17 protein-coding genes are annotated in these 21,752 nt (G+C 47.3%); 10 read left to right on the top strand and 7 right to left on the bottom strand.

From position 1 onward, the window contains the following. The first annotated feature begins 109 nt into the window (after positions 1 to 109). The 3 genes from PV783_RS02775 (at position 110) to PV783_RS02765 (ending at position 3,869) form a co-directional block, all read left to right on the top strand. A complete protein-coding gene (locus tag PV783_RS02775; protein WP_420987042.1) occupies positions 110 to 1,909 on the top strand; it encodes a DUF4836 family protein in 1,800 nt (599 codons plus the stop codon). 106 nt (positions 1,910 to 2,015) lie between these two features. Further along, positions 2,016 to 2,666 (top strand): ATP-binding cassette domain-containing protein, encoded by a 651-nt coding sequence (locus PV783_RS02770; RefSeq protein WP_420987041.1) that lies wholly within the window; start codon positions 2,016 to 2,018, stop codon positions 2,664 to 2,666. 9 nt (positions 2,667 to 2,675) lie between these two features. Beyond that, on the top strand, positions 2,676 to 3,869 hold the full coding sequence (locus PV783_RS02765; protein WP_420987040.1) for an FtsX-like permease family protein: 1,194 nt from the start codon (positions 2,676 to 2,678) through the stop codon (positions 3,867 to 3,869). Here PV783_RS02765 and PV783_RS02760 read toward each other — a convergent pair. The 3 genes from PV783_RS02760 to PV783_RS02750 all read right to left on the bottom strand — a co-directional run bounded on the left by PV783_RS02760 (position 3,866) and on the right by PV783_RS02750 (position 8,843). Next, positions 3,866 to 6,394, bottom strand: a complete 2,529-nt coding sequence (locus tag PV783_RS02760; RefSeq protein WP_420987039.1) for a DUF3857 domain-containing protein — start codon at positions 6,392 to 6,394, stop codon at positions 3,866 to 3,868. The two genes, PV783_RS02765 and PV783_RS02760, sit on opposite strands and share 4 nt — an antisense overlap. Positions 6,395 to 6,494: 100 nt before the next feature. Next, a complete protein-coding gene (locus PV783_RS02755; protein ID WP_079471412.1) occupies positions 6,495 to 7,544 on the bottom strand; it encodes a DUF2891 domain-containing protein in 1,050 nt (349 codons plus the stop codon). A gap of 63 nt (positions 7,545 to 7,607) precedes the next feature. Beyond that, positions 7,608 to 8,843, bottom strand: coding sequence for an NAD(P)/FAD-dependent oxidoreductase (locus PV783_RS02750; RefSeq protein WP_227024454.1), 1,236 nt, complete (start codon positions 8,841 to 8,843; stop codon positions 7,608 to 7,610). 112 nt (positions 8,844 to 8,955) lie between these two features. On the opposite strand from PV783_RS02750, the gene PV783_RS02745 reads away from it, so the two are divergent. The 4 genes from PV783_RS02745 to PV783_RS02730 all read left to right on the top strand — a co-directional run bounded on the left by PV783_RS02745 (position 8,956) and on the right by PV783_RS02730 (position 11,737). After that, positions 8,956 to 9,258 carry a YbaB/EbfC family nucleoid-associated protein gene (locus PV783_RS02745; RefSeq protein ID WP_079471409.1) on the top strand — a complete coding sequence of 101 codons (303 nt, stop codon included), beginning with the start codon at positions 8,956 to 8,958 and terminating at the stop codon, positions 9,256 to 9,258. Between the two features lie 163 nt (positions 9,259 to 9,421). Then, a complete protein-coding gene (locus PV783_RS02740) occupies positions 9,422 to 10,654 on the top strand; it encodes a PepSY-associated TM helix domain-containing protein (protein ID WP_420987038.1) in 1,233 nt (410 codons plus the stop codon). Positions 10,655 to 10,839: 185 nt separating this feature from the next. Continuing rightward, complete coding sequence (locus PV783_RS02735) at positions 10,840 to 11,205, top strand: DUF7674 family protein (RefSeq protein WP_079471407.1); 366 nt, start codon at positions 10,840 to 10,842, stop codon at positions 11,203 to 11,205. Continuing rightward, positions 11,192 to 11,737: an N-acetyltransferase gene (locus tag PV783_RS02730; protein WP_111577254.1), complete on the top strand. Its 546-nt coding sequence runs from the start codon at positions 11,192 to 11,194 to the stop codon at positions 11,735 to 11,737. The genes PV783_RS02735 and PV783_RS02730 overlap by 14 nt, the downstream gene beginning before the upstream one ends. 87 nt (positions 11,738 to 11,824) lie before the next feature. On the opposite strand, the gene PV783_RS02725 is transcribed toward PV783_RS02730, so the two are convergent. The 3 genes from PV783_RS02725 to PV783_RS02715 all read right to left on the bottom strand — a co-directional run bounded on the left by PV783_RS02725 (position 11,825) and on the right by PV783_RS02715 (position 14,379). Beyond that, positions 11,825 to 12,532 (bottom strand): hypothetical protein, encoded by a 708-nt coding sequence (locus PV783_RS02725; RefSeq protein ID WP_420987037.1) that lies wholly within the window; start codon positions 12,530 to 12,532, stop codon positions 11,825 to 11,827. Between the two features lie 64 nt (positions 12,533 to 12,596). Next, the gene (gene obgE / locus PV783_RS02720) at positions 12,597 to 13,622 is read right to left on the bottom strand and encodes a GTPase ObgE (RefSeq protein ID WP_079471403.1); all 1,026 of its coding nucleotides are present in this window, start codon (positions 13,620 to 13,622) and stop codon (positions 12,597 to 12,599) included. 166 nt (positions 13,623 to 13,788) lie between these two features. After that, a complete protein-coding gene (locus PV783_RS02715) occupies positions 13,789 to 14,379 on the bottom strand; it encodes an adenylate kinase (protein WP_079471402.1) in 591 nt (196 codons plus the stop codon). 281 nt (positions 14,380 to 14,660) lie between these two features. On the opposite strand from PV783_RS02715, the gene PV783_RS02710 reads away from it, so the two are divergent. Beyond that, positions 14,661 to 17,645 (top strand): glycoside hydrolase family 3 N-terminal domain-containing protein, encoded by a 2,985-nt coding sequence (locus tag PV783_RS02710; RefSeq protein ID WP_420987036.1) that lies wholly within the window; start codon positions 14,661 to 14,663, stop codon positions 17,643 to 17,645. 80 nt (positions 17,646 to 17,725) lie between these two features. On the opposite strand, the gene PV783_RS02705 is transcribed toward PV783_RS02710, so the two are convergent. After that, a complete protein-coding gene (locus PV783_RS02705) occupies positions 17,726 to 18,181 on the bottom strand; it encodes a hypothetical protein (RefSeq protein WP_079471400.1) in 456 nt (151 codons plus the stop codon). Positions 18,182 to 18,367: 186 nt separating this feature from the next. Here PV783_RS02705 and PV783_RS02700 point away from each other — a divergent pair, with 186 nt between their 5' ends. Both PV783_RS02700 and PV783_RS02695 read left to right on the top strand, forming a co-directional pair. Next, on the top strand, positions 18,368 to 19,420 hold the full coding sequence (locus tag PV783_RS02700; protein WP_079471399.1) for a COX15/CtaA family protein: 1,053 nt from the start codon (positions 18,368 to 18,370) through the stop codon (positions 19,418 to 19,420). Between the two features lie 74 nt (positions 19,421 to 19,494). Next, positions 19,495 to 21,726: a patatin-like phospholipase family protein gene (locus PV783_RS02695; RefSeq protein ID WP_420987035.1), complete on the top strand. Its 2,232-nt coding sequence runs from the start codon at positions 19,495 to 19,497 to the stop codon at positions 21,724 to 21,726. The last annotated feature ends 26 nt before the right edge of the window (positions 21,727 to 21,752 follow it).

Below are 21,752 nucleotides of genomic sequence, written 5' to 3'. Positions count from 1 at the left end.
CGCTACAAAAATATACGTACTTTTGCACGAATGAAATACCACGATAGTGGGAATGTACTGTTTGATATAGTGTTGCTCCGAATAATTTTTCTTAATTTTTAATGCTTTTATGAAAAAATCAATTTCCAAAGTTTTGTTAGCCGCTGTGACGTCAGCGGTTATGCTGTCTTCCTGCTCTAAGACCCCTGATGAGAGCCGGTACATTCCGAAAACAGCCGGTGTGGTAGTAGACCTGAATGCCAAACAACTGACCACCAAGCTGGTGACAAACGGTATCACAATGGATAAACTGTTTGAAGCCACACAAAGTAAAGACACTTCCAACGAAGTGATGAAGGCGTGGAAAGATGCCGAAAACTCCGGCATCGACATGCAAAGCCACTTCTTTGCCTCTTTCGTATTCCAGGGCCAGCCGGCAGAACACAAATCTTATATCAGCCTTACCGCAAGCCTGAAAGATGCCGACAAATTTGAGGCCTATCTCAAAAAGAACATCGCCAACTTCTCCCTGAAAACACAAAATGATTTCAAATATATCTGGGAAGAAAAGCAACATGCCGTAATCGGATGGAATAAATCTGCCGTTATCTATATCAGCGCAGTAGATCCAAGTAACCTGGAAAAGTATAACCCGGGCGGTTCTTCATCTCCCGATTATGATCCTTCAGAACCCATGATAGATTCTGCAACTGCAGTAACAGATTCCGCAATGGCCATTCCTGCCGCCCTGACGACTGCAGAAGACGATGCGCAGATCAAAACCTGGGTAGCTGAAGTGGATCATCTCTTTCACCTGAAAAAGGATGAAACAGCTGGTTCCATCGAGCCTTTCGCCAAATTACTGAAAGAAGATGCCGACGCCGGTATCTTTGTAAACCCGGAAGCTATTTACAACAGCGGTCAGTTCACCATGATCCCTGCCAACGTAAAGAAACTGATGGAAGGTTCTTTCTACACCGGTACAGTTAACTTCGAAAACGGTAAAATCGTTTTCAATGGTCACTCTTACATGGGTAAAGAATTGGCGGCTATCTATAAAAAATATGGTAAGAAAGAGATCGATATGGATATGCTGAACAAGTATCCTTCCCAGAATATCACCGGTTTCATTTCTTATGCCTTTGATTTCCGCATGATCGGCGATATCGTGAAAGCGACCGGCATGGACGGTATGGTGAACCTGATGATGGGTAAATCCGGCCTGTCTATGGATGATGTGCTGAACGCATTTGAAGGCCAGTTAACTTATGTGGCTTCCGATTTCGCTATCACCAAAAAGGAATCTCCTTATTTCCCCGGCGAATTCACAGAGAAACCAGATGCCAAATGGATCTTCAGCCTGAAAGTAGGTAACAAAGATGCATTCAATAAAATCATGACTTCCCCGATGCTGAAAGAAGTATTCACACGGGAAGGTGACCACTATACCGTAGTAAATCCAATGGCAGCGGCTACCATGCCGGCTATGTCTATCAACGAGAAGTTTGTAACACTGGGCTCCGACAGTGCTTTACTGCAGGAATACCTGGGCGGTAAAGGCCACATCAAATTACCTGATGGTATTGAAGGGAAAATAAAAGGCAGCATGCTGGGCGGTTATGTAGACCTGGAAAAAGTGACTGCTGTGATCCCTGAAGATAAAATGGACGAAGACGAAAAACCAGTGGCGAAGAAAGCAAAGGAACTGCTGAAAGATGTAACCTTTGTAAGCAAAGCCGACGGTGGTGATGTACAACATGGAGAAGCTGTACTGACCTTTAAAAATAAAGATCAGAACAGCCTGGTACAGCTGATTAACCTGGGCACTGAAGCTGCAAAAGTAATGCAAGCAAAGAAAGCGAAGGAAAAAGCATATGAAGACAGCCTGTTTGCTGCACCGGTAGATACTACCGTTGTTGCACCACAGTAATTTATAACCTTACCAGGAAAAGGGCGCCGGAACATCTCCGTTGCGCCCTTTTCTTTTGCGAAAAATATATCATTTATATTCGCTACTGTTAACAGTAAATGCCACTATGCAGATTCAGCTCAATCAGCTCATGCCCATACCATTGCAGGATAAACTCCGGCAACGGTCGTCGGACATCTGGAACCAGGACGTAACTTTTCAGCCAGGCAGTTTGGTGAAAATCAAGGCGCCTTCCGGCACCGGCAAAACTACCCTGATTCATTACCTGTATCATATCCGTTACGACTATACGGGGAAAGTACAGGTGAATGGCCAGCCGTGGCAGGCATATAATAAGAATGAAATAGCCGCCATGCGGCAGCGGGATATCAGTATTGTATTCCAGGATCTTCGCCTTTTTGAACAGCTCAGCGCCAGGGAAAACATATCGCTGAAGCGGGTAATGGAGCCAAAGCCTTATTACCCTGCGGAGAAGATTGATGAAATGGCCGCCCGGCTCAATGTGTCGCATATCCTGGAGCAAAGCGGCAAAACCCTTTCGTATGGCGAAAGGCAGCGTATTGCTATTATCCGGGCGCTGGTACAACCTTTTCAGTGGCTCCTGATGGATGAACCCTTCAGCCACCTGGATGAAGAAAACACGCAGCGCGCCGCTGCCCTGATTGCCGATGAATGTAAAGCCCGCAATGCCGGGTTCATTTTAACAGACCTGGATAATGACCAGCACTTCCCTTATGATGTGCATTATCATCTTTAATGTTATTTCATGCGTCCATTTTTTGAATTACTGAAGAAAATTATTCAAACCGGTGTGGGAAAAACCCGGTTCCTGATGGCGGCAGTTGGTTTGGGCATTGCTATGTTGCTGATCCTCATTGCCATCCAGGCGCATTCCAACTTCAGCCAGCTGCTGTACAGCAGCAAAAACCAGAATGAAACGGCCGATTTCCTCGTGATCAACAAAACCATCACCAACGCCATGATGGGACAGTCGGCCAAGAGTATTTTTACCCCGGAAGAAATTGGCACTATAAAAAAGCAACCATTCGTACAGTCGTTTGGGTTAGTAACCTCCAGCCAGTATAAAGTAGTGGTTCAGGCGCCCGGCGACCTGCACTTTGCTACTGATATGTTTTTTGAAGCAGTACCGGACAGCTTCCTGGATGTAAAAGGACAGGACTGGAAATGGAGTGAGGGCGACCGCACCATTCCTATTATTTTGCCTAACGACTTCCTGAACCTTTACAACTTTGGCTTTTCCCTGAGCCAGGACCTGCCGCAGATTTCACAGGAAACCGTGAAAGCATTACCACTGCAGGTAAATATTTCCAACAACCAGGTATCGGATCAGTATATGGGGCATATTGTTGGTTTCTCCGACCGGATTTCCTCCTTCCTGGTACCGGCGTCTTTTATGGCCTGGGCCAATGAGAAATACGGCATGACCACTGCCGCAGGAACTTCCCGCGTAATCATTAAAACGCCGGACCCCTCTAACCCCGACCTGGTAAAGTTCCTGGAAGACAATGGCTATACCACCAACCAGGATAAGCTGAAGTTCAGCAAAACAAGACTGATTGTGCAAACAATTGTATCGGTGGTGGGATTTTTTGGATTGATCTTACTGTTTTTTGCGTTGCTGGTTTTCAGCATGTTTATACAACTGGTGATTGCTTCCTGCAAGCGGGAAATTCAATTGCTGGTGATACTGGGCACTGCTCCCAAACAACTGCAACGGTACCTGCTGCGGCAGTTTGTACCCCTGTATATTGTTATCGGGATATTGTCGCTGTTGCTGGTAGCCGGACTGCAATACTGGGCGGCACGGGAGCTGGCGCAGCATGAAATGCTGGTAAGCACCTGGCCGGGCGTGCCTGTGTTTGCAGGTATTGCGCTGGTGTTAGGACTGGTGTATATCGTAAACCTCCTCACCGTGAGGAAGTATGTAAATAATATTTAGCCCTGTGGTGGCCGGTATGGCATGGTAAAAGTGTTTTTGCCTCTTTGTGAAATGAGCAGATAAGGCACCCAGATAGCCATGCGCAGCAATGGCCAGAGAATAGAATTAATGTTGAAGATATCTTTTGGTTTTTCTGTTTTGAAGAGATAGTGATTCAGGGAATTATCTACATAAATAAAAACAGTAGCCATAAAATAAAAAGTGGCCAGCGCAAAAGGGAAGGTATCCCTGCGTTGGAAAAACAGGACTGCCAGCAGGATACTGTATGCCAGCATAAATACATTGACCATCATTTCCATGATGAGGAAAAGCTGAACCACAGTGATATTTCCCAGATCCTGCCGGTCGGAAATGCTGATCCAGTACGAGTAATCAAATACGGCCATTTTACAGATGCCCGTGATTTCTCCCATTGGCGTAAACACTAACCCGATGGCGAGAAGTACCAGTCCGCCGCCAATTGGGAGGGACTCCGGTGTTTCCCCGGCCGGGGTAACGGAATGTTTATAAAAAATAAATGCAAGGCCGGCAAACACGCCGGCAAACAACACCGCCAGTACAATGGCCAGCCAGTTTCCTTTTCCATCCGGATGACGCGCAGCAGTGGTTCCCGGATTCCAGGTAAGATCCATAGAAGTTACTTCATTCATCTTCTTCAGATCCTTTACATATTGCGGTATAAACTTTACCGGGATATGATCACTGAAGGTTTTGAAATGATAGGATAATATAACCTGCTGTTCCCTGATGGTAGCGGTATAGTCGAATGTGTAATATTCATTTTGTAAGTGCAGTGGCGTTTGATCCAGCGACCACTTAACGGGTGTATGCAGGATGATCTGGTAATCGAGGTCGTACGGATAGCGGATGCTGACAGGGATCTTACGTTTATCATCGGAGATAAAGGAAAGCGCATCATAAAAAGATTGCGCATTGGTAGTAAACAACAGTTTATTGCTGCTGCTGTCATTTTTCCAGATATCGTGTACCAGGTAGCTTTCGTTCACATATATGGTGTTGCCGGCAACGCTGTCGCGGGTAGTGATAGAGTCGCGGATCACCACATCTCCATAGAGCTTTTTGTAAAAGGCGAGGTAGGACTTCTCTTTGTCCTTCATGCTGGTACCTGCCAGTTCTGCGCGTTGTGCATCTGCATCATCGCGGTGGTAGGTAGTTACCACTTCCAGTTTCCCATCTTTATTTGCATCGTCCGGGAGTGTGAAGATTTCGCGGACGGCAATTTTGCCACGGGTAGTGGGGATGACAGGCGTGAGCTGTGTGGTGGTATCGGTAACCACCAATGCCCGCCCGTAATCGGGTTCGCATAAATCGGCGAGGCTTCCCCGTTGGTACGACATGGTACCATCCAGCCAGTATACTTTATTATTCAGTACTGCGTGTACAATGGCATGGTTAAAGGCGTTGGGAGAAGGGAGTATTTCGCTGACGGCTTCGCGCAGGTCGGTATTCACATAAGCCATATCGGCCACGATGTTGTTGGCGCGCAGGATGGTGCAGAGTAGCAGGGCTTTGTCTTTACAATCCCCGAAACGCTGTGCCAGCACCCTGTCGGGGTTATTGGGGCGATGGGAGTATTCTCCCATTTCGATACCCATGTACCGGATATCGTCCTGAACAAACCGTAACGCCTGCAGCAGGTAGGTGGCAGGATTACCGTTGGCCGCCTTTTTAAACGCGGCGATTTTGCCGGCCAGCAGCGGGCCGGGAGCCGGTGTTTGGTTCACCTTCATGCCCCATTGCGCTACCTCTTTCCAGGAAGGATATTCGCTTACCTGTACGTAGGTAAAGGGATTGTACCAGGAAGGAACAAAGTTGGTGTTATCGGTTTCCCTTACGTCTACTTTATTCCATTCATATACGGTGAGGCCGTTCCATGATTTCTGGACGGGGGCTGCGGCGTTGTTATACCGTTTAAACCGGATTTGCCTTTGAGGGCTAACGATCAGGTTTTTATAGTAGTTAACAATAGGTTCGTAGGCAACGAAATAGATGCGGCTATCCAGTTTCCCGTTGAAGATGGGGTTGTCGCCGTTAATGGAATAGGCGTATTCTATCTGGTCGCCTTTCCGTACATCTTCGAGGATCAGGTAAGCCGTGTAGGTGCCGCTGTAGATGAAGCGCGACAGGTCCTGTTCTTTCTGAAGGAGCTTGAATGCTGCACCGGGCAGGCGGTTGATTTCCTTTCCATCGCGGTGGATCACTATTTTATGGAACGTAAGTTTTTCGTATTGGGGGTCATAGTCCACCGAAATTTCCGAACCGTTCTGGATGCCTGCTTCCGAGATAATTTGCCGGATGAAGTGTTGATAGTTGCTTTTCAGTTCTGCATGTCTTTGTTCTTCCAGCAGCAGGAGGTAATAGCCATCGCTGATATTTTTGGCGTTGGGTTTTTTGGAGAGATCGGGCGTGAAGGGAACGAGCCATGCCGGGGCCGGGCTGGTGTTTACTTTTTGGGCGGGTGCAATGGCGGGGGTTAGTATCAGCAGCAGGGATAATACTAACATCCAGGCACGGGAATTTATGACGTGCATAGTACAGTTATGTTGATTGATCCCCCTTTTTGGGCGGCCGGGTATAGGGGAATAAAAATTTTTGTTGATGAATTTACGGTTGTTTTCCGACAGTTAACATATAAACTGCAAAAGATGCGAGCCAGTGTTCGCCGGCATAGCTACCGCTGAAAACCTGTTTTAGTCCGGCTTCCATGTGTGCATGGGCCAGTTGCTGAATGGCCTGCTGGTTTTTGCCGCCGTGTTCCGCGATGGCTTCCAGGCACCAGGTGCGGCTGAGGTTTAATCCATCGAGGTGAACTAGTTTTCCGTCGGTTCTGTCTTTTACCTGTGCCACCTGCAGGATACTTATCTTGTTTTCAAAGAGGCCGGGTAAAAACGCGTATAGCCATTTGCGGTAGTCGGCTTCCGGCATCACCCTGCGCATCAGGTCTGCTTCTTCGAGGGAGGGGGAGAGGAAGTCGTAGCCACCGGGTTCCCATTGTATGGGTGCATTTTTATCCGCGGCGTAGAAGCGCATGGCGGCGTTGTGTATAGCTTTTTGCAGGGCTTCATCTTTCGCGGTAACGGCATAGTCCCAGGCGAGGCATAGTCCGAAGGCGAGGTTGGTATGTTCTCCCACGCGGATCGGGTACATGATTTTATCGAGGAACTGGATATAGGCCGTGGAAAACTGGGTGGCCAGTGGCTGCAGGTTTTGGCTCATGGTTTTGCCCAGGGGATCGTTCCAGGTGAGCAGTTCGTTTTGCAGTTGCAGGAGCCAGCTCCAGCCATAGATGCGTTCAAAGCTTTTGTTTTCTGCGCTGCTGAACAGTTGCTGTTCAATTTTTATATTTTCTGAAGATAGATGTGCTGCCAGTTTGCTTCTGATGACGGAGGCTTTGGCCAGGTCGGGGTAAGACTTCAGCAGGCGCACCAGCATCCAGTGTCCGTGTACGCTGCTATGCCAGTCGAAACAGCCATAAAAAGCGGGGTGATAATTTTTCGGCGCCGTCAGCAATGAGCTGTCGGTGAATACGATCCCTGTTTTATAGGGGAATTCCAGGTCCAGGCATTTCAGGGGCAGTTCTGCCAGTTTATTGGCAATGTCCCGTGTTAAGCGGGTAGCTGGTGCCGGATTGGAAGAGGGTACCTGTGCGCTCATGTTGAATGAGAAAAGGAGGATGACGGATAATTGGCCTAAAAATTTCACGACGGAAGGATGCTTTTATCTGTTAAATAACAATTTTACGTAGAACATGGGTTGGCCCAGTTTCTTGCGGAGATCTACCTCATGGAACATGCATGACATCAGGTCTTTCAGCTGTTTATTGCGGGAGCCCATTTTCATCAGCATGTTAAACAGCCAGGGGTATTTGATGAGTTTCTGCAATTTGGTGCTTACCTGTAATTCCGGTCCGAGGATGCGGTATACGTGTTCATCGTATGCGTTGAAGAAGGTATCGGAATAGTCGTTGGCGGCAATGGCAGCAGCGGCTTGTTGGGCGGCTATTCTACCGGAGTACAGGGCGTTGCCGATGCCTTCCCCGGTGAAGGGATCAATGAGAAATCCGGCGTCGCCAACCAGCATGTAGCGTTCTCCGTGCAGTTTTCTTTTTTTGCTGCCGAGGGGGAGGCCGTATCCGTCGATGCTACCGGTGAGTTCCGCGTTTTTGAAGCGTTCCTTCATTACGGGATCAGTGGCGATGGTATCCAGCATCAGCTGTTTCAGGTTTACCTTTTTGTTGCGGGCGGAGTTGCTGAGCATTCCTACGCCTACATTGGCTTCGCCATTAGGGAGGGGGAATATCCAGATATAGCCCGGGAGCATATTTTTCAGGAAGTGCAGTTCAATGAAGTTGTCTTTATGCAGGCCGGTGATGCCTTTGTAATAGGCGCGGATACCGGCAACATAATGTTTGGGTTCCATTTTGATACCGGCCACATCGCGGGTGAAGCCGGAGTGGGCGCCGTTGGCTACTATTACCACATCGGCTTTTACTTTGAAGGAGCCGTCTTTACTGGAGAGGTGGTATCCGTCTGGTTTCAGTTCATATTTATCGATGCTGGTGCCTTCGAACAAACGGATTTCGGAACGGCGTTTCATTTCATCTACGAGGAAGTTATCAAAGTCGATACGTTTGCAAACGAAGCCCCGTGGGTTGCTCTTATCTTCCTGGTAACCCAGGCGGTAGGGGATGTCCATTCCGATGCGGTTGGGTGCTACGAAGGTAACGCCCCAGCTGTCTGCTTTAAACATGGCTTCCTGGAGGCGTTGTCCGATGCCCTTGTCGATACGTTCCAGGAGGGTGAGTACTTTTCCGCTTAGTCCGTCTCCACATACTTTATCCCGTGGGAAAACGGCTTTATCTACCACGATACATTCAATGCCAAGCTGGGCGAGTTGCAGTGCTGCGGTGGCTCCGCCGGGTCCTGCGCCTATGATACAAACTTTTGTTTCCATTATTAATGATGCTGTTACGTGCTGGTAAGATACGGAATAGTGTGGATTTAGCAGAGGGGATTGCCTCCGTTAAAAATCCGCTATATTTGCCGTTCTTAAAAACACACGAAACATGTTTGGTGATTTATTTGGAAAGCTGACGCAGATCAAGCAGAAAATGCAGGAAGGCAAAGAGCGTCTGGCTACAGTAACTTTATCCGGTGAGGCCGGTGATGGCGCCGTAAAAGTAACCGTGGATGGTAACCGTCAGGTGAAAAGTATTGATATTGCGGAGCGTCTTTTTGCACCGGAGCATAAGGAAGAAATGGAAGACCTGTTGCTTACTGCTCTGAACCGTGCGCTGAAAGATGCAGAGAATTCCTGGGAAGCAGAAATGAAAAATGCTGCCGGCGGAATGCTGGGTGGGCTGATGTAATATATTTTCAATACAGGGGATTGCCATATGTACCTTTAGTATATATGGCGATTTTATTTTATGGGAATACTGAATAAATTCTGCATTGCGTAAATAATATTCCGTTTCCGATACCATAATAACCCGCGCGTGGATTTTCTTTGCAGGTACGATCGACTCTGATATGAAAGTTTTCTTCCGGCGCATTCACTTATACCTGGGCCTTACTGCCGGCCTGGTCATCACTATCAGCTGTTTAACAGGTGCCTTACTGGTATTTGAGAAGGAGCTGACAGAGGCGTTTAACCACGACCGTTACTTTGTGGAGCCAGGAGGAGTGCGTTTACCGCTGGATAAGGTAGCTATATTGGTAAAGGAGGCCGTTCCCGGCGCAGGTATTTCGAGGATCCAGGTGTTTGCCGACCCCACCCGGACGCTACAGGTGCAGTTGGAAGAAGGTAAAAAGGGCGGGCAGAAAGAAGCCGGAGCTGGTAAGGAGGGAAGAAAAAAAGGAACCGCAAAAGCCGGTGAAAAAGAAGCTGCCGGACCCAAAAAAGAAAAAGGACGTACGGCGTTTATAAATCCCTACACCGGTAAAATAATTGAACTCTACAGCTATCAGCAAACATTTTACTACCAGGTATTTTCCCTGCACCGCTGGTTGCTGGCTGGCGCTGTTGGCAAGCTTATTACCGGTATCAGCACACTCATCTTTTTCTTTATCCTGGTTACGGGCATCATTCTCTGGTGGCCCAAAACGCGCAATATTTTCAGGCAGCGGATCAAAATTAAGTGGGATGGCAACTGGAAACGGGTGAATAATGATTTGCACATTGTGCTGGGTTTTTACACGTCCATCTTTCTTTTTGTAACTGTTTTCACTGGTTTAACCTGGTCGTTTGAATGGTTTAACAAGGCGTTGTACGCTTCTTTGGGCACTTCCCCGAAGCCCCTGGCAGCGCCGCTTTCGGCTCCGGCAGTGGAGGCCAGTGGCAAAAGTATTTCTTATGAAACCGCAATGGCAGTAGTAAAACATGCTGTTCCTGATGCACTGTTTTATTCCTTTACTGCGCCGAAAGACAGCTCCGCGGCTTTTATGGTAAGCCTGCTTCCGGCGGATGCCTTACATGAAGCGGCCACCACTACTTATTACCTGGATCAGTTCAATGGGAGCGTACTGACATCACAAACTTTTGCGCAAAGGAACCTGGGGCAAAAGATCCGGGGAACCATAAAGCCACTGCACACCGGCGCTATCTTTGGCACGCCTTCCAAAATATTTGCTTTGATCCTCGCGCTGCTGGGCGCTATTTTCCCTGTTACAGGCACCCTGATGTGGCTGAATAGAACCCGGAAGAAGAAAAAGAAAGTGGCCTCCCCGGTTGTATCCAAAGAAACGACTGCACAGGTAGCATAAAACAGGATCCTCTCTCCGTTTTCCGTTTCTGAAAACACCCTTCAGAAACGGAAGGTTTTTACCTCATTTCTCTCCATCCGCTTTTAACATTTTCTTTGCAAACCCTTATCCCTGCTAAGTTTTAACATTTCCACACAGAATATGGAATAGCATTTGGCATATACCTGCTAAATGATATTACCTATATGATTAATCAGTATGAAGTGCCAGCTTGTATTGAAGACACGATACCGGCACTAAGAAAAGCGTTACACCAGTTTCCGGCGGTATATCATATCTACGAAACCATCGGTTGTTTTACGGAGTATACCGACAAGCAGCTGAGGGAGCAGAATTTTACGGTAGCAGGCAAGTGTTTGCAACTGGCCGGCCGGTTATACGAACGGGGTAATACCGTTGTGAAAGAAGCGATTACCCGTATTTTTTTACCGGTACTTTGCCGGGTTCCCCTGGCAGATGCCGTGAGCAGGATCCGGATGTATTCACTGATACCGGATTCAATATATCCACTTTACATACAACATCAACTTACTGGTAATGGAAACAGATGAGGAGATTGTCGTCCGGTTGGCTACGGCTATGGACGTTGATTTTGCCCTGCCTATAGTGGCAGAAATGGAAGCCTCCGCAAAGGCAAGGGGCACGGGGATTGCGAAAAGAAATCCTCTTACTATTAAAGAAAAGATCCTGGAAGGGAAGGCCGTTATTGCTTTTACGGCGAAAGGAATATGGGCGGGATTTTCCTATATACAATCCTGGGAAGAAAACAGGTTTGTATCTAACAGCGGTTTAATTGTGGCGCCGGCATTCCGTGGATTGAAAGTGGCGCAGGCCATCAAGCAGAAAATATTTGAGTTGAGCCGGCTGCTTTATCCACAGGCAAAAATATTCAGTATCACCACCGGGTTACCTGTGATGAAACTAAATACCCGGTTGGGTTTTGAACCGGTTACTTATAATGAAATTACACATGACCCTCTTTTTTGGGAGGGATGTAAAAGTTGCGTGAACTATCCTATCCTGGCAGGCAAAAATTACAGGAATTGTTTGTGCACTGCCATGTTGTTTCAGCCGTTTCAATAGTTGAAACAAGAGAACCCCCTTACGGTGAAATTACAGCCAATGAATCAACCGGCGATGCTTTTGCATTGCCGGTTTTTCGCGTGTTGATTATCCATTAAAGTTCACATCAATAATGAGTAGCTTATTGATTTTGTTTATTGTTTTTTTGTAGCATCCATCCAGCCGGATGTAGTACCGGCTGATTTCGATTTGTACGGGCGGTTCGGGGAAGTTGTTCAGCTGTGCCACCCGTGCATAAGTGCCGGGGGAGCCATGATGCTTCACGTGTTGCTGTAAAGACTGTAAGCTGGCAGGAGGAAAGCGGCTTCTTTCTGCCGCCGTATATTTTTTGCAGATGAAGAAGTTGCTGGCTTCGGGGAGCAGTGTTTCCCAGGGAGAGCGGTAATGTTTCCATCCGGGCAATGGTTCCGTGTCAATAACAGTGCTTGTTTCGTAGCACTGTGATACTTTTATCCTGTCTGTTTCGCCGGTGGTAACAGCGAGCATCTGGCCTTCGATGGTATGGAGGTGCGCCAGCCGGAAGTAGAGGGTATCCGGGCGCAGTTCAAAGTCGTTGAGTTGTGCATCCGGTATGATCCAGTCCAGCGAAAAGTAGCAGTCACCGAAACGGATATACGTAGTAGAGTCGCGGCACACTACATATACTTCGTTGGAGGCTACCTTCATTGTTGGTGCAGGCATGGCTATCAGCTGCATGGTATCGATCTGCACGGGTTTATCCTTTACGGACTTTACGGTTCGATGGCAGGCAGGGAGCAACAGCAACGCGATTGCGGGGAGTAAAAATATCTTCATGGTATACGGGATACTGTAACGAACATTGACGTCAGGAATAGTCCCCTCTTGTGTCCGGAAACAGTTACTCTGCGTCTACAGCGTCGGTTGTATCTACTTTCCTGTTAAGCGCCTCCCATAAAATATCTTTTAGTTCACTGAGGCCCTGGTTTGTAACAGAGGAAATAAATACATGTGGAACATCTTCCGGCAGCTCCGCGGATATAGCGGCTTTCAGCTCATCATCCAGCATATCGCTTTTACTGATGGCCAGCAGAAACTGTTTATCCAGTAATTCGGGATTATATTGTTCCAGTTCATTTACCAATACTTCAAAATCTTTGCGGTGGTCTGCACTATCAGCTGGAATAAGGAATAATAATACGGCGTTTCTTTCAATATGTCGTAAAAAACGGTGGCCTAAACCTTTTCCTTCGTGGGCGCCTTCGATGATACCGGGGAGATCGGCGATGCAAAACGATTTACTGTCGCGGTATTCCACCATTCCTAGTTGTGGGGTTAGCGTAGTAAAGGCGTAGTCGGCTACTTTAGGTTTAGCTGCTGTGATAGTAGACAACAGGGTGGATTTGCCGGCATTGGGGAAACCAACAAGTCCCACATCTGCCAAAACTTTTAACTCTACTACTTTCCAGCCTTCCCTGCCGGGCATGCCGGGTTGTGCATATTCGGGTGTTTGGTTGGTAGCAGATTTAAAGTAGGCGTTACCTTTACCGCCTTGTCCGCCGGGAATCCAGATAACTTCCTGGCCATCGTGGAGAATTTCGGCTTCTACCTGGCCGGTTTCTTCGTCTTTGGCCTGTGTGCCCAGTGGAACTTCAATGATAATATCCTTACCAAAACGGCCGGTACAGTTGTCGCCACTGCCGTTTTCCCCATCTTCTGCGAGCAGGTTTTTATGCCAGCGGAGGTGGAGGAGGGTCCACAGTTGTGAATTGCCTCTTAAAATAACATGCCCGCCTCTGCCGCCATCGCCGCCATCAGGGCCGGCCTGCGCATTAAACTTGGTACGCATAAAGTGCATACTGCCTGCGCCACCTTTCCCGGATTTACAAAATACACGGATATAATCTACAAAGTTTGCTTTTTCCACTAGTTCTCAATTTTTAATACTCTGGGGTCCCTTACCACAGAAAAACAAAACGCAAAGATCGTGAAGTTTGAGCTAATTAGCACCATCATGTGCCAGGAGCTCTTTACTTACAATCTTTGCGTTGTATAATAAGATGCTAAAAGTCTTTATCACAGCGGGATTCCGCTTACTGCACTTTTTCTCCTACCAGTTCATCCAGTTCTTTGGAGAGCAGTTCGAATACTTCTTCTTCGGTGCCGTCGCCTTTCACTTTTTTGAATTTGCCGAATTTGGCATAGTGATCAGCCACAGGAGCCGTTTTGCTATGGTATTCCACGATACGTGCTTTCACTACATCTTCAGAGGCATCGTCGCTGCGGCCGGAGGTTAAGCCACGGTTCAGCAGGCGTTTAATCAGCGCATCTTCCGGGACTTCCAGTGAAAGAACGGTAGAAATAGAAGTTTTTTTCAGTGCGAGCAGCTTGTCCAGCGCCTCTGCCTGCGCAGTGGTACGGGGAAATCCGTCGAAAATGAAACCACGTGTATCAGGATTAGCGTCCAGTTTGGAACTGATCATGCCAATCACCACTTCATCCGGTACCAGCTGGCCCTGATCCATAAACTTCTTGGCTTCCAGACCCAGTGGCGTTTTATCACCGATCTCGCTGCGAAGCAAATCGCCCGTGGAAAGATGAATAAGTCCGTACTTCTGGATAATGTTAGCACTTTGTGTACCCTTGCCGCTACCGGGAGGGCCAAATAAAATGAGATTGACCATGTTTTATTAAAATCTACTTTACTCGCAAGGTTGCAAATATAAGAAACAGATGAATGTATTGGTAATTAAAATTACGATTGATTAAACTAAATGTAAATATTCTGACAAAATAGTAAACACATTTTAATTTTTTACCAGAATTCGTAAAATATCTTCAACAGGGTATTCTAATTTAATGAAATACTTTGGATCTGACAAAATCATATGATTATTATTAGTAATTCTTTGATATTCAGGGCTGTCACTCTGGATTTACGCATGAATATTTGTAAGTTTATGATATGAGGAAACAATTATTGGTTGCAGGACTTACAGGCCTAATGATGACAGGCAGCGCCATCTCAGCGCCCCTGGTGTTTAAGGAAAAGAAGAAGCATAAAAAAGTGACCGCACAAAAGGTGACGCCACAGCAGGACAAAGCCTCACAGTGGGCAGATAGTGTGTTTCAGTCGCTTACACCTGAAGAACGCATTGCCCAGCTTATTATGATCCGGGCGCATTCCAATCTCGGGCAGGACCATATTAATGCCGTCATTAAAGATATACAGGATAATAAAGTAGGAGGAATTATCTTTTTCCAGGGTGGCCCGGTACGGCAGGCCAATCTTACCAACTACTATCAATCTATTTCCAAAGTACCCTTACTGGTGGCCATTGATGGCGAATGGGGCCTCGGCATGCGCCTCGACAGCGTTATTTCGCTGCCGCGGAACATGATGATAGGCGCCATGCAGGATACCGCATTGGCCTATGATGCCGGAAAGCTCATGGGAGAACAATGCCGCCGTCTCGGTATTCATATCGACTTTGCGCCGGACATGGATGTGAATAACAACCCATCCAACCCCGTAATTAACGACCGCTCCTTTGGAGAAAATAAATACCAGGTAGCCCGCATGGGGGTAGCTACCATAAGAGGTATGCAGGACGCCGGCATTATGGCCTGCGCCAAACACTTCCCCGGTCATGGCGATACCAACGTGGATTCGCACCTGGACCTGCCCACTATCAATAAAACGCGCGCCCAGCTGGATTCGCTGGAGCTGTATCCTTTCCGCGAAGCCATTGCCGCCGGTGTGCAATCTGTGATGATCGGCCATCTTTATATTCCAGCTATCGATAAAAAACCAAATACGCCTACCTCCATTTCTTATAATGCCGTTACCAAACTGCTGAAAGATGAAATGGGTTTTAAAGGACTGATTGTAACCGATGCACTTGAAATGAAAGGCATCGCAAAATTTTATACCAACGGACAGGAATCCTTACAGTCGCTGCTTGCAGGCAACGACCTGATGATCCTTCCTTCTACCGCTGAAGGCAGTGTAACGGCCATCAAAAAAGCGATCAAAGCGGGTAAGATCAGCCAGGAAGAAGTAGACGGACGTGTGAAAAAAGTGCTGCGCGCCAAATACAACCTCGGACTGTGGCAGCCGCAACATATCAATACCGATCATCTGGCAGAAGATATCAACGCTAAAACAGATCTTTTACGTAAACGTATTGCGGAAAATGCGATCACCCTGGTGCGCAACGATAAAAAACTGGTGCCTTTTTCACCGGCCATGACCCAGCAAAAGCTGGCGGTGATTGCCGTAGGAGCGGATGCCAGCAACACTTTCGTAGAAACCGTGAAGAATTATAAACCCGGTACGGACGCATTTATTTTCACTTCTCGGCAAACGGTACAACAGATTGCACCTATTGTATCCCGCATCCAGCGTGACTACAAGGCGGTTATTATCAGTTTGCACGACTACAGCCGCCGGCCTGCCGGAAACTTCGGGTTGTCTATGGCAGAACGGCTGATTATCCGTCAGCTGCAATCGGAAATGCCTTCGGTAACCGTTGTTTTTGGTAACCCGTATGCGATCCAGTATTTCTGTGATGCGCCTCACCTGGTGGCTGCTTATGAAGATGACAGCACTACCCAGAGAGCGGCTGCAGATCTGCTTTTCGGGCAGCTGGGGCCCTCCGGAAAATTACCGGTAACCGTTTGCCCGGATTTGCCTTCCGGCACCGGTATCACTTATGAAGTGAACAAGTTTCATTTATTGCCCACAGCTACTGCAAAGGAAGCAGGCATTAATGAACAGGCGTTGCTGCAGATCGATGGTTTGGCCAACGATATGATTGCCCGCGGCGCAGCGCCCGGAGCGCAGGTGCTGGCCCTGAAGGATGGAAAAATTATTTACAACCGTTGCTTCGGTCATTACGAATACAACAAACAGGAACCCGTGTCACCAACGGCTATTTATGACCTGGCCTCGGTAACCAAAGTATGTGCTACTACATTATCAGTGATGCGGTTATATGATGAAGGGAAACTGAACCTGGACGCCACATTGGGCGTATACCTGCCGCAGGTGCTGGGCACCGATAAAGCAGGGTTACGGATCCGCGATATTCTTTTGCACCAGGCAGGACTGGTAGCTTTTATACCGTTTTATAAAGAAACCCTTTACAACAATGCGCAGCCCGACACGGTGTTATATCACAGCAGTCCGGATGCTACGCACGGCATCCGCGTGGCAGAACAGATGTACATGGAAAACAGCTATGTAGACACCATGTGGCAAAGGATATTAGACAGTAAGTTGTCGCCCCGGCAGGGTTATGTTTACAGCGACTGTGATTTTATTTTCCTGGGAAAAATTGTAGAGCAATTAACGGGTAAGAAGCTGAATGAATATGTGCGTGAAACTTTTTACGTACCGCTGGGATTGGCTACCACCGGCTTTTTGCCGAGAACGCGTTTTCCTTTGTCGGAGATTGTACCTACGGAACGCGAGTATTCTTTCCGTATGCAGTTATTACGGGGAGATGTACATGACCCCGGCGCTGCTATGTTTGGCGGGGTGGCGGGTCATGCCGGATTATTTTCCGATGCGCATGATGTGGCGGTAATTATGCAGATGTTGCTGAATAAAGGATCTTTCAATGGCGTACAATATATTAAGCCGGAAACGGTGAAGTTGTTTACGGCCTATAACAGCAATATCAGCCGTCGTGGCCTGGGATTTGACAAGCCGGAAAAAGACAATGCCACCCGGCGGGAGCCATACCCGGCCAGGAGCGCTTCTGCGGCTACTTTTGGGCATACCGGTTATACCGGTACCTGTGTATGGGCCGACCCAACATCGGGATTGGTATTTATTTTCCTGAGTAACCGGGTGTATCCTAACGGTGGCGTTAATACGAAAATAGCGGCGTTGCATACCCGGGAGAAAATGTTTGAGGCGGTGTATGAGTCTGCCCGCAAATAAGAGATATGGATAATAAAAGAAGAGGTGGTATCGTTTAACGGATACCACCTCTTTTCATTTTTCAATTATGCGATGCGGGACTACTCTGATACGGAAACGCTCCTGTTGATCATGGTTTGCGTTTTTATGGCAATAGCTTTCTCTGCCAATTTGTTTTTGCCGCTTCTGATTTCGAAGGTGTAATCTCCATCCTCGAGAGAACCGAGGTTGTAACGTGCTTCAAAGCGCAGGGTGGCGGGCAGTGTTTCGCGGTGCAGCGTGTTATTGAAATTGTCTTTTATGTAGAGCGTCAGCTTTTCGTTGGAAGGATTATCCACAGAAAGCTGGAATAACAGCTGATCCTTTTGCAATTGTGTGATGTGTACGTTGAAAGCCTCGATGGGAGCTTCGGGTACAGGTTTTTCTTTTGCCAGTCGTGCTGCATTATAAGCAAAGGTTTTTGACTGTGCCGCAGCATGTAAAATTGGAAAGAGGATAGTAACAAATACCAACAAAGCTACTTTGGGTGCTAAAACAACAAAACGTAAGTGTTTCATGACATTATTTTTTTAATGTGTTCGTCTTTTTTTTAATTAGGGCGGTATTAGCTAATACAATGGTGCCGTTTAAATTTTCAATGCAAAGCTCCGACTTGCGGATTAACGGAACATTACGCCTTTGTTAAAATAATGTGAGTATTTAGCCTGCTTGTTCGGCATTCATTCCCTATTTTTGCAGCGTTTATGGAAGCAGTTACAATAAAAAATAACCGCCCCGTGGCTATCTGGTTATATATAGGCGTGGGCATGTTGATAGTTCAGGTATTGCTGGGAGGGATCACCCGTTTAACCGGCTCGGGCCTGTCCATTACTGAATGGCAGCCGCTGCTGGGTGCTTTCCCACCAATGAATGAAGCCGCCTGGCAGAAAGCATTTGATGGCTATAAACAGATAGCGCAGTACAAGTATGTTAATAATCACTTCACCTTATCGGATTTTAAGTTCATTTTTTTCTGGGAGTGGCTGCATCGTGACTGGGCGAGGCTGATGGGATTTGTGTTTATCATTCCGTTTATCTACTTTATTATTAAGAAGAAGATTAACAAGAGTATGATTAACCCGATGATCATCCTGTTTGTATTGGGGGGCTTGCAGGGCTTGATAGGATGGATCATGGTGAAGAGTGGCCTGAATGAAGAAAATTTGTACGTTAACCATATCCGCCTGGCCATTCATTTTATATCTGCGTTGGTATTGCTGGCATATGTATTCTGGTTTGCGCTGAAACTGAGCGTACATCCGATAGAAATATTAAAAGTTCCCGCTTTATACAAACTGAACATCTGGTTGCTGGTATTGTTGGTAGTGCAGCTGGTATACGGCGCCTTCATGGCCGGATTACATACCGCGCTGGTGGCGAACACCTGGCCGGATATCAATGGTTCCTGGGTGCCCGCCGGCATGTTTTCCCAGGGTGGATTTGCTACAGATATTGCGCATAACCCGATTACCATTCAATTCATACATCGCGGGCTGGCTTACCTGATCACTATCCTTATCGCTGTTTGGTGGTGGAAAGCGGCACAAACACCGGCAAACAGCCTGTTACACGCCATCCGTTACCTGCCTTTGCTGTTGGTATTGCTGCAGGTGCTGCTGGGCGTGCTGACCCTGTTAAACAGCCAGGTGAAGATTCCTGTGAGTTATGGAATTTTGCACCAGGGCGTGGGAATGTTGCTGATGCTGTCGCTGATCTGGACCCTGTTCCTTAGCAGGGGCGTTAGAAACGGGAATTGATTTTCCGCCCGGACCAAATTCCCGCAGCCATAAATCCGTAAATTTTCCGTAGGTTTATTCGTAATAATCGTCTGATGAAGGTGAAGTTATTACTGATAAAAACTTACTATTCTTTCCCTATACAGTTGCTGCTCCTGCATTTCAGGAAGTACCAGGTATTACTTATTTTTTGGGTGATCCTGTTCAGCACCATCAACGGCGGTTTTGCCAAGGTGTTTGGCGGAGATGCACTTTACCTGGCGCCGGAATACCTGGGCAAAGTAAATTTCTACAGTACTACTATCCTGGGGCTGGCCACCGGCATGTTTATCATGAGCTGGCAAATTACCACCTTCATTTTGCATACCGGACGGTTTAAGTTCCTGGCCACCACTTCCCAGCCATTTTTCAGGTATTGTCTTAATAATGCTATCATCCCGCTGATATTCATTTTCAGCATGCTTTACCGCGGATGGGAATACCAGCGTTACGAACAGCTCAACACCGTTCCGGATATTATGCTGCTGGGCGAAGGATTTATTTGTGGGGTGTTGTTTATCTTCTTCTTCTGTTTTTTTTATTTTTTTAATGCAGATAAAAATATTGGCCGCCGCCTGGAAAAGCGTTTCGGTAATCCGCGTAATTTCCTGCGGATGATCCTGAAACCTAACCAGGACCCCGACGAAAATGCACTGCCCGTTCATAATTATTTTTCCACGCCCTGGCGCATCAGAAGGGCGAGGAATGTAGATCACTACAATAAGCATTACCTCGACAGCATCCTTAAACAGCATCACTTTGCGGCCATGATCACCGTGGGCTGCTCGCTGATTTTCCTGGTAATACTGGCTTACATGATGGATTACGATATGTTCAGAATTCCGGCCGGCGCCAGTGTGTTAATCTTTTTCGCATTTCTGATTGGAGTGGCCGGCGCCTTTTCCTATATGTTACAAACCTGGTCTATTCCCATATTGCTGGTGATGTTGTTTGGTTTGAACTGGATGGTGGAACATAACTGGGTAGATAACCGCAATAAGGCTTATGGCCTGAATTACCGGGACAAAAAAGCGCGTCCCGAATATAGTGTGGCGGCTTTGCAACAATTTTTTACCCGGGAGAAATATGAAGCAGATAAGAAACAAACCTTACTGATATTAGAGAACTGGAGAAAGAAATTTCCGGCGGGGAAAAAGCCCCCGCTCATTGTAATGAACTTCAGCGGCGGCGGCAGCCGTTCGGCCACCTGGAGCGTAAATGTATTACAACGGCTGGACAGCATGCTGCAAGGCCGGTTGATGAAGCATACCGTGCTCATGACAGGCGCTTCCGGTGGTATGCTGGGCGCCAGTTATTTCCGGGAGCTATATTATGAACAGCAGCAGGGCAAGCCTATCCGCCTGTCTGATAATATTTATGCCGAGAAGGTGTCGCAGGATTTACTCAATTCTGTATTTTCTGCTATGGCAGTGAATGATTTTATTACGCCCTGGAGAAGTTTCAGCATCGGGAAAAATCGTTACGCAAAAGACAGGGGCTATGCGTTTGAAATGCAGCTGAATGAGCATACAGACAGCGCTTTGGATAAAACGCTGAAAGATTACCATGCGCCGGAAGCCAATGCAGAAATTCCTATGCTGATATGGAATGCTACCATCAATGCAGACGGGCGCCGGTTAATGATTTCCCCGCAGCCGATCAGTTATTTGTGCAGCCCGCAATATCAGTATCCTACACGGCAGGTAAGGGATATCGACGGCGTGGATTTCGGGCAATACTTTGCGGCGCAGGATGCAATGGATCTCCGTGTAACCAGCGCAATCCGTATGTGTGCAACTTTTCCTTATGTGCTGCCGAATGCGTTTCTGCCCAGTAATCCTATTGTGGATGTGATGGATGCCGGTATCCGCGATAATTTTGGCCAGCAAACCACGTTGCGTTATTTGTATACATTTAATAAATGGATCAATGAAAATACCAGCGGAGTGATATATATCCAGATTCGTGACACCCGCAAAAATGATATTTCCCCTATCAAGAAAACAAAGGATCTGAGCGACCTGTTGTTTGAGCCGTTGTTTACCATGCAACAACACTGGAGCGCCATGCAGGATTTTGACCAGGATGATTTACTGAACTACATGGAAGGATATTTCCCGGAGAAGTTTCACCGGGTGATTTTCCAGTATGTGCCGCAAAAGCAGGACAAGGCGGCGGCTTTGTCGTGGCATCTTACCTCCCGGGAGAAACTGGATATTGCGCATGCACTGGATAATCCTGCCAATCAGAGTGCATTGGAGTATGTGGTGAAGCTGCTGGAAGAATAGCATTATTCACGGTGTTTAATTAAAAT

It is taken from the genome of Chitinophaga sp. CC14, assembly GCF_048957795.1.
Lineage (GTDB): Bacteria > Bacteroidota > Bacteroidia > Chitinophagales > Chitinophagaceae > Chitinophaga > Chitinophaga ginsengisegetis.
The sequence above is the reverse complement of the archived record's forward strand: the minus strand, read 5'-3'. Positions and strand labels throughout refer to the sequence as shown.

Excerpts from the sequence above, each read along its gene's own strand:
- PV783_RS02740 (WP_420987038.1), top strand. The coding sequence starts at position 9,422 with ATGAAAGTTTTCTTCCGGCGCATTCACTTATACCTGGGCCTTACTGCC.
- PV783_RS02755 (WP_079471412.1), bottom strand. The coding sequence starts at position 7,544 with ATGAGCGCACAGGTACCCTCTTCCAATCCGGCACCAGCTACCCGCTTA.
- PV783_RS02775 (WP_420987042.1), top strand. The coding sequence starts at position 110 with ATGAAAAAATCAATTTCCAAAGTTTTGTTAGCCGCTGTGACGTCAGCG.
- PV783_RS02695 (WP_420987035.1), top strand. The coding sequence starts at position 19,495 with ATGAAGGTGAAGTTATTACTGATAAAAACTTACTATTCTTTCCCTATA.
- PV783_RS02710 (WP_420987036.1), top strand. The coding sequence starts at position 14,661 with ATGAGGAAACAATTATTGGTTGCAGGACTTACAGGCCTAATGATGACA.
- PV783_RS02770 (WP_420987041.1), top strand. The coding sequence starts at position 2,016 with ATGCAGATTCAGCTCAATCAGCTCATGCCCATACCATTGCAGGATAAA.
- PV783_RS02715 (WP_079471402.1), bottom strand. The coding sequence starts at position 14,379 with ATGGTCAATCTCATTTTATTTGGCCCTCCCGGTAGCGGCAAGGGTACA.
- PV783_RS02700 (WP_079471399.1), top strand. The coding sequence starts at position 18,368 with ATGGAAGCAGTTACAATAAAAAATAACCGCCCCGTGGCTATCTGGTTA.
- PV783_RS02745 (WP_079471409.1), top strand. The coding sequence starts at position 8,956 with ATGTTTGGTGATTTATTTGGAAAGCTGACGCAGATCAAGCAGAAAATG.
- PV783_RS02735 (WP_079471407.1), top strand. The coding sequence starts at position 10,840 with ATGATTAATCAGTATGAAGTGCCAGCTTGTATTGAAGACACGATACCG.
- PV783_RS02730 (WP_111577254.1), top strand. The coding sequence starts at position 11,192 with ATGGAAACAGATGAGGAGATTGTCGTCCGGTTGGCTACGGCTATGGAC.
- PV783_RS02725 (WP_420987037.1), bottom strand. The coding sequence starts at position 12,532 with ATGAAGATATTTTTACTCCCCGCAATCGCGTTGCTGTTGCTCCCTGCC.
- PV783_RS02705 (WP_079471400.1), bottom strand. The coding sequence starts at position 18,181 with ATGAAACACTTACGTTTTGTTGTTTTAGCACCCAAAGTAGCTTTGTTG.
- PV783_RS02765 (WP_420987040.1), top strand. The coding sequence starts at position 2,676 with ATGCGTCCATTTTTTGAATTACTGAAGAAAATTATTCAAACCGGTGTG.
- PV783_RS02760 (WP_420987039.1), bottom strand. The coding sequence starts at position 6,394 with ATGTTAGTATTATCCCTGCTGCTGATACTAACCCCCGCCATTGCACCC.
- PV783_RS02750 (WP_227024454.1), bottom strand. The coding sequence starts at position 8,843 with ATGGAAACAAAAGTTTGTATCATAGGCGCAGGACCCGGCGGAGCCACC.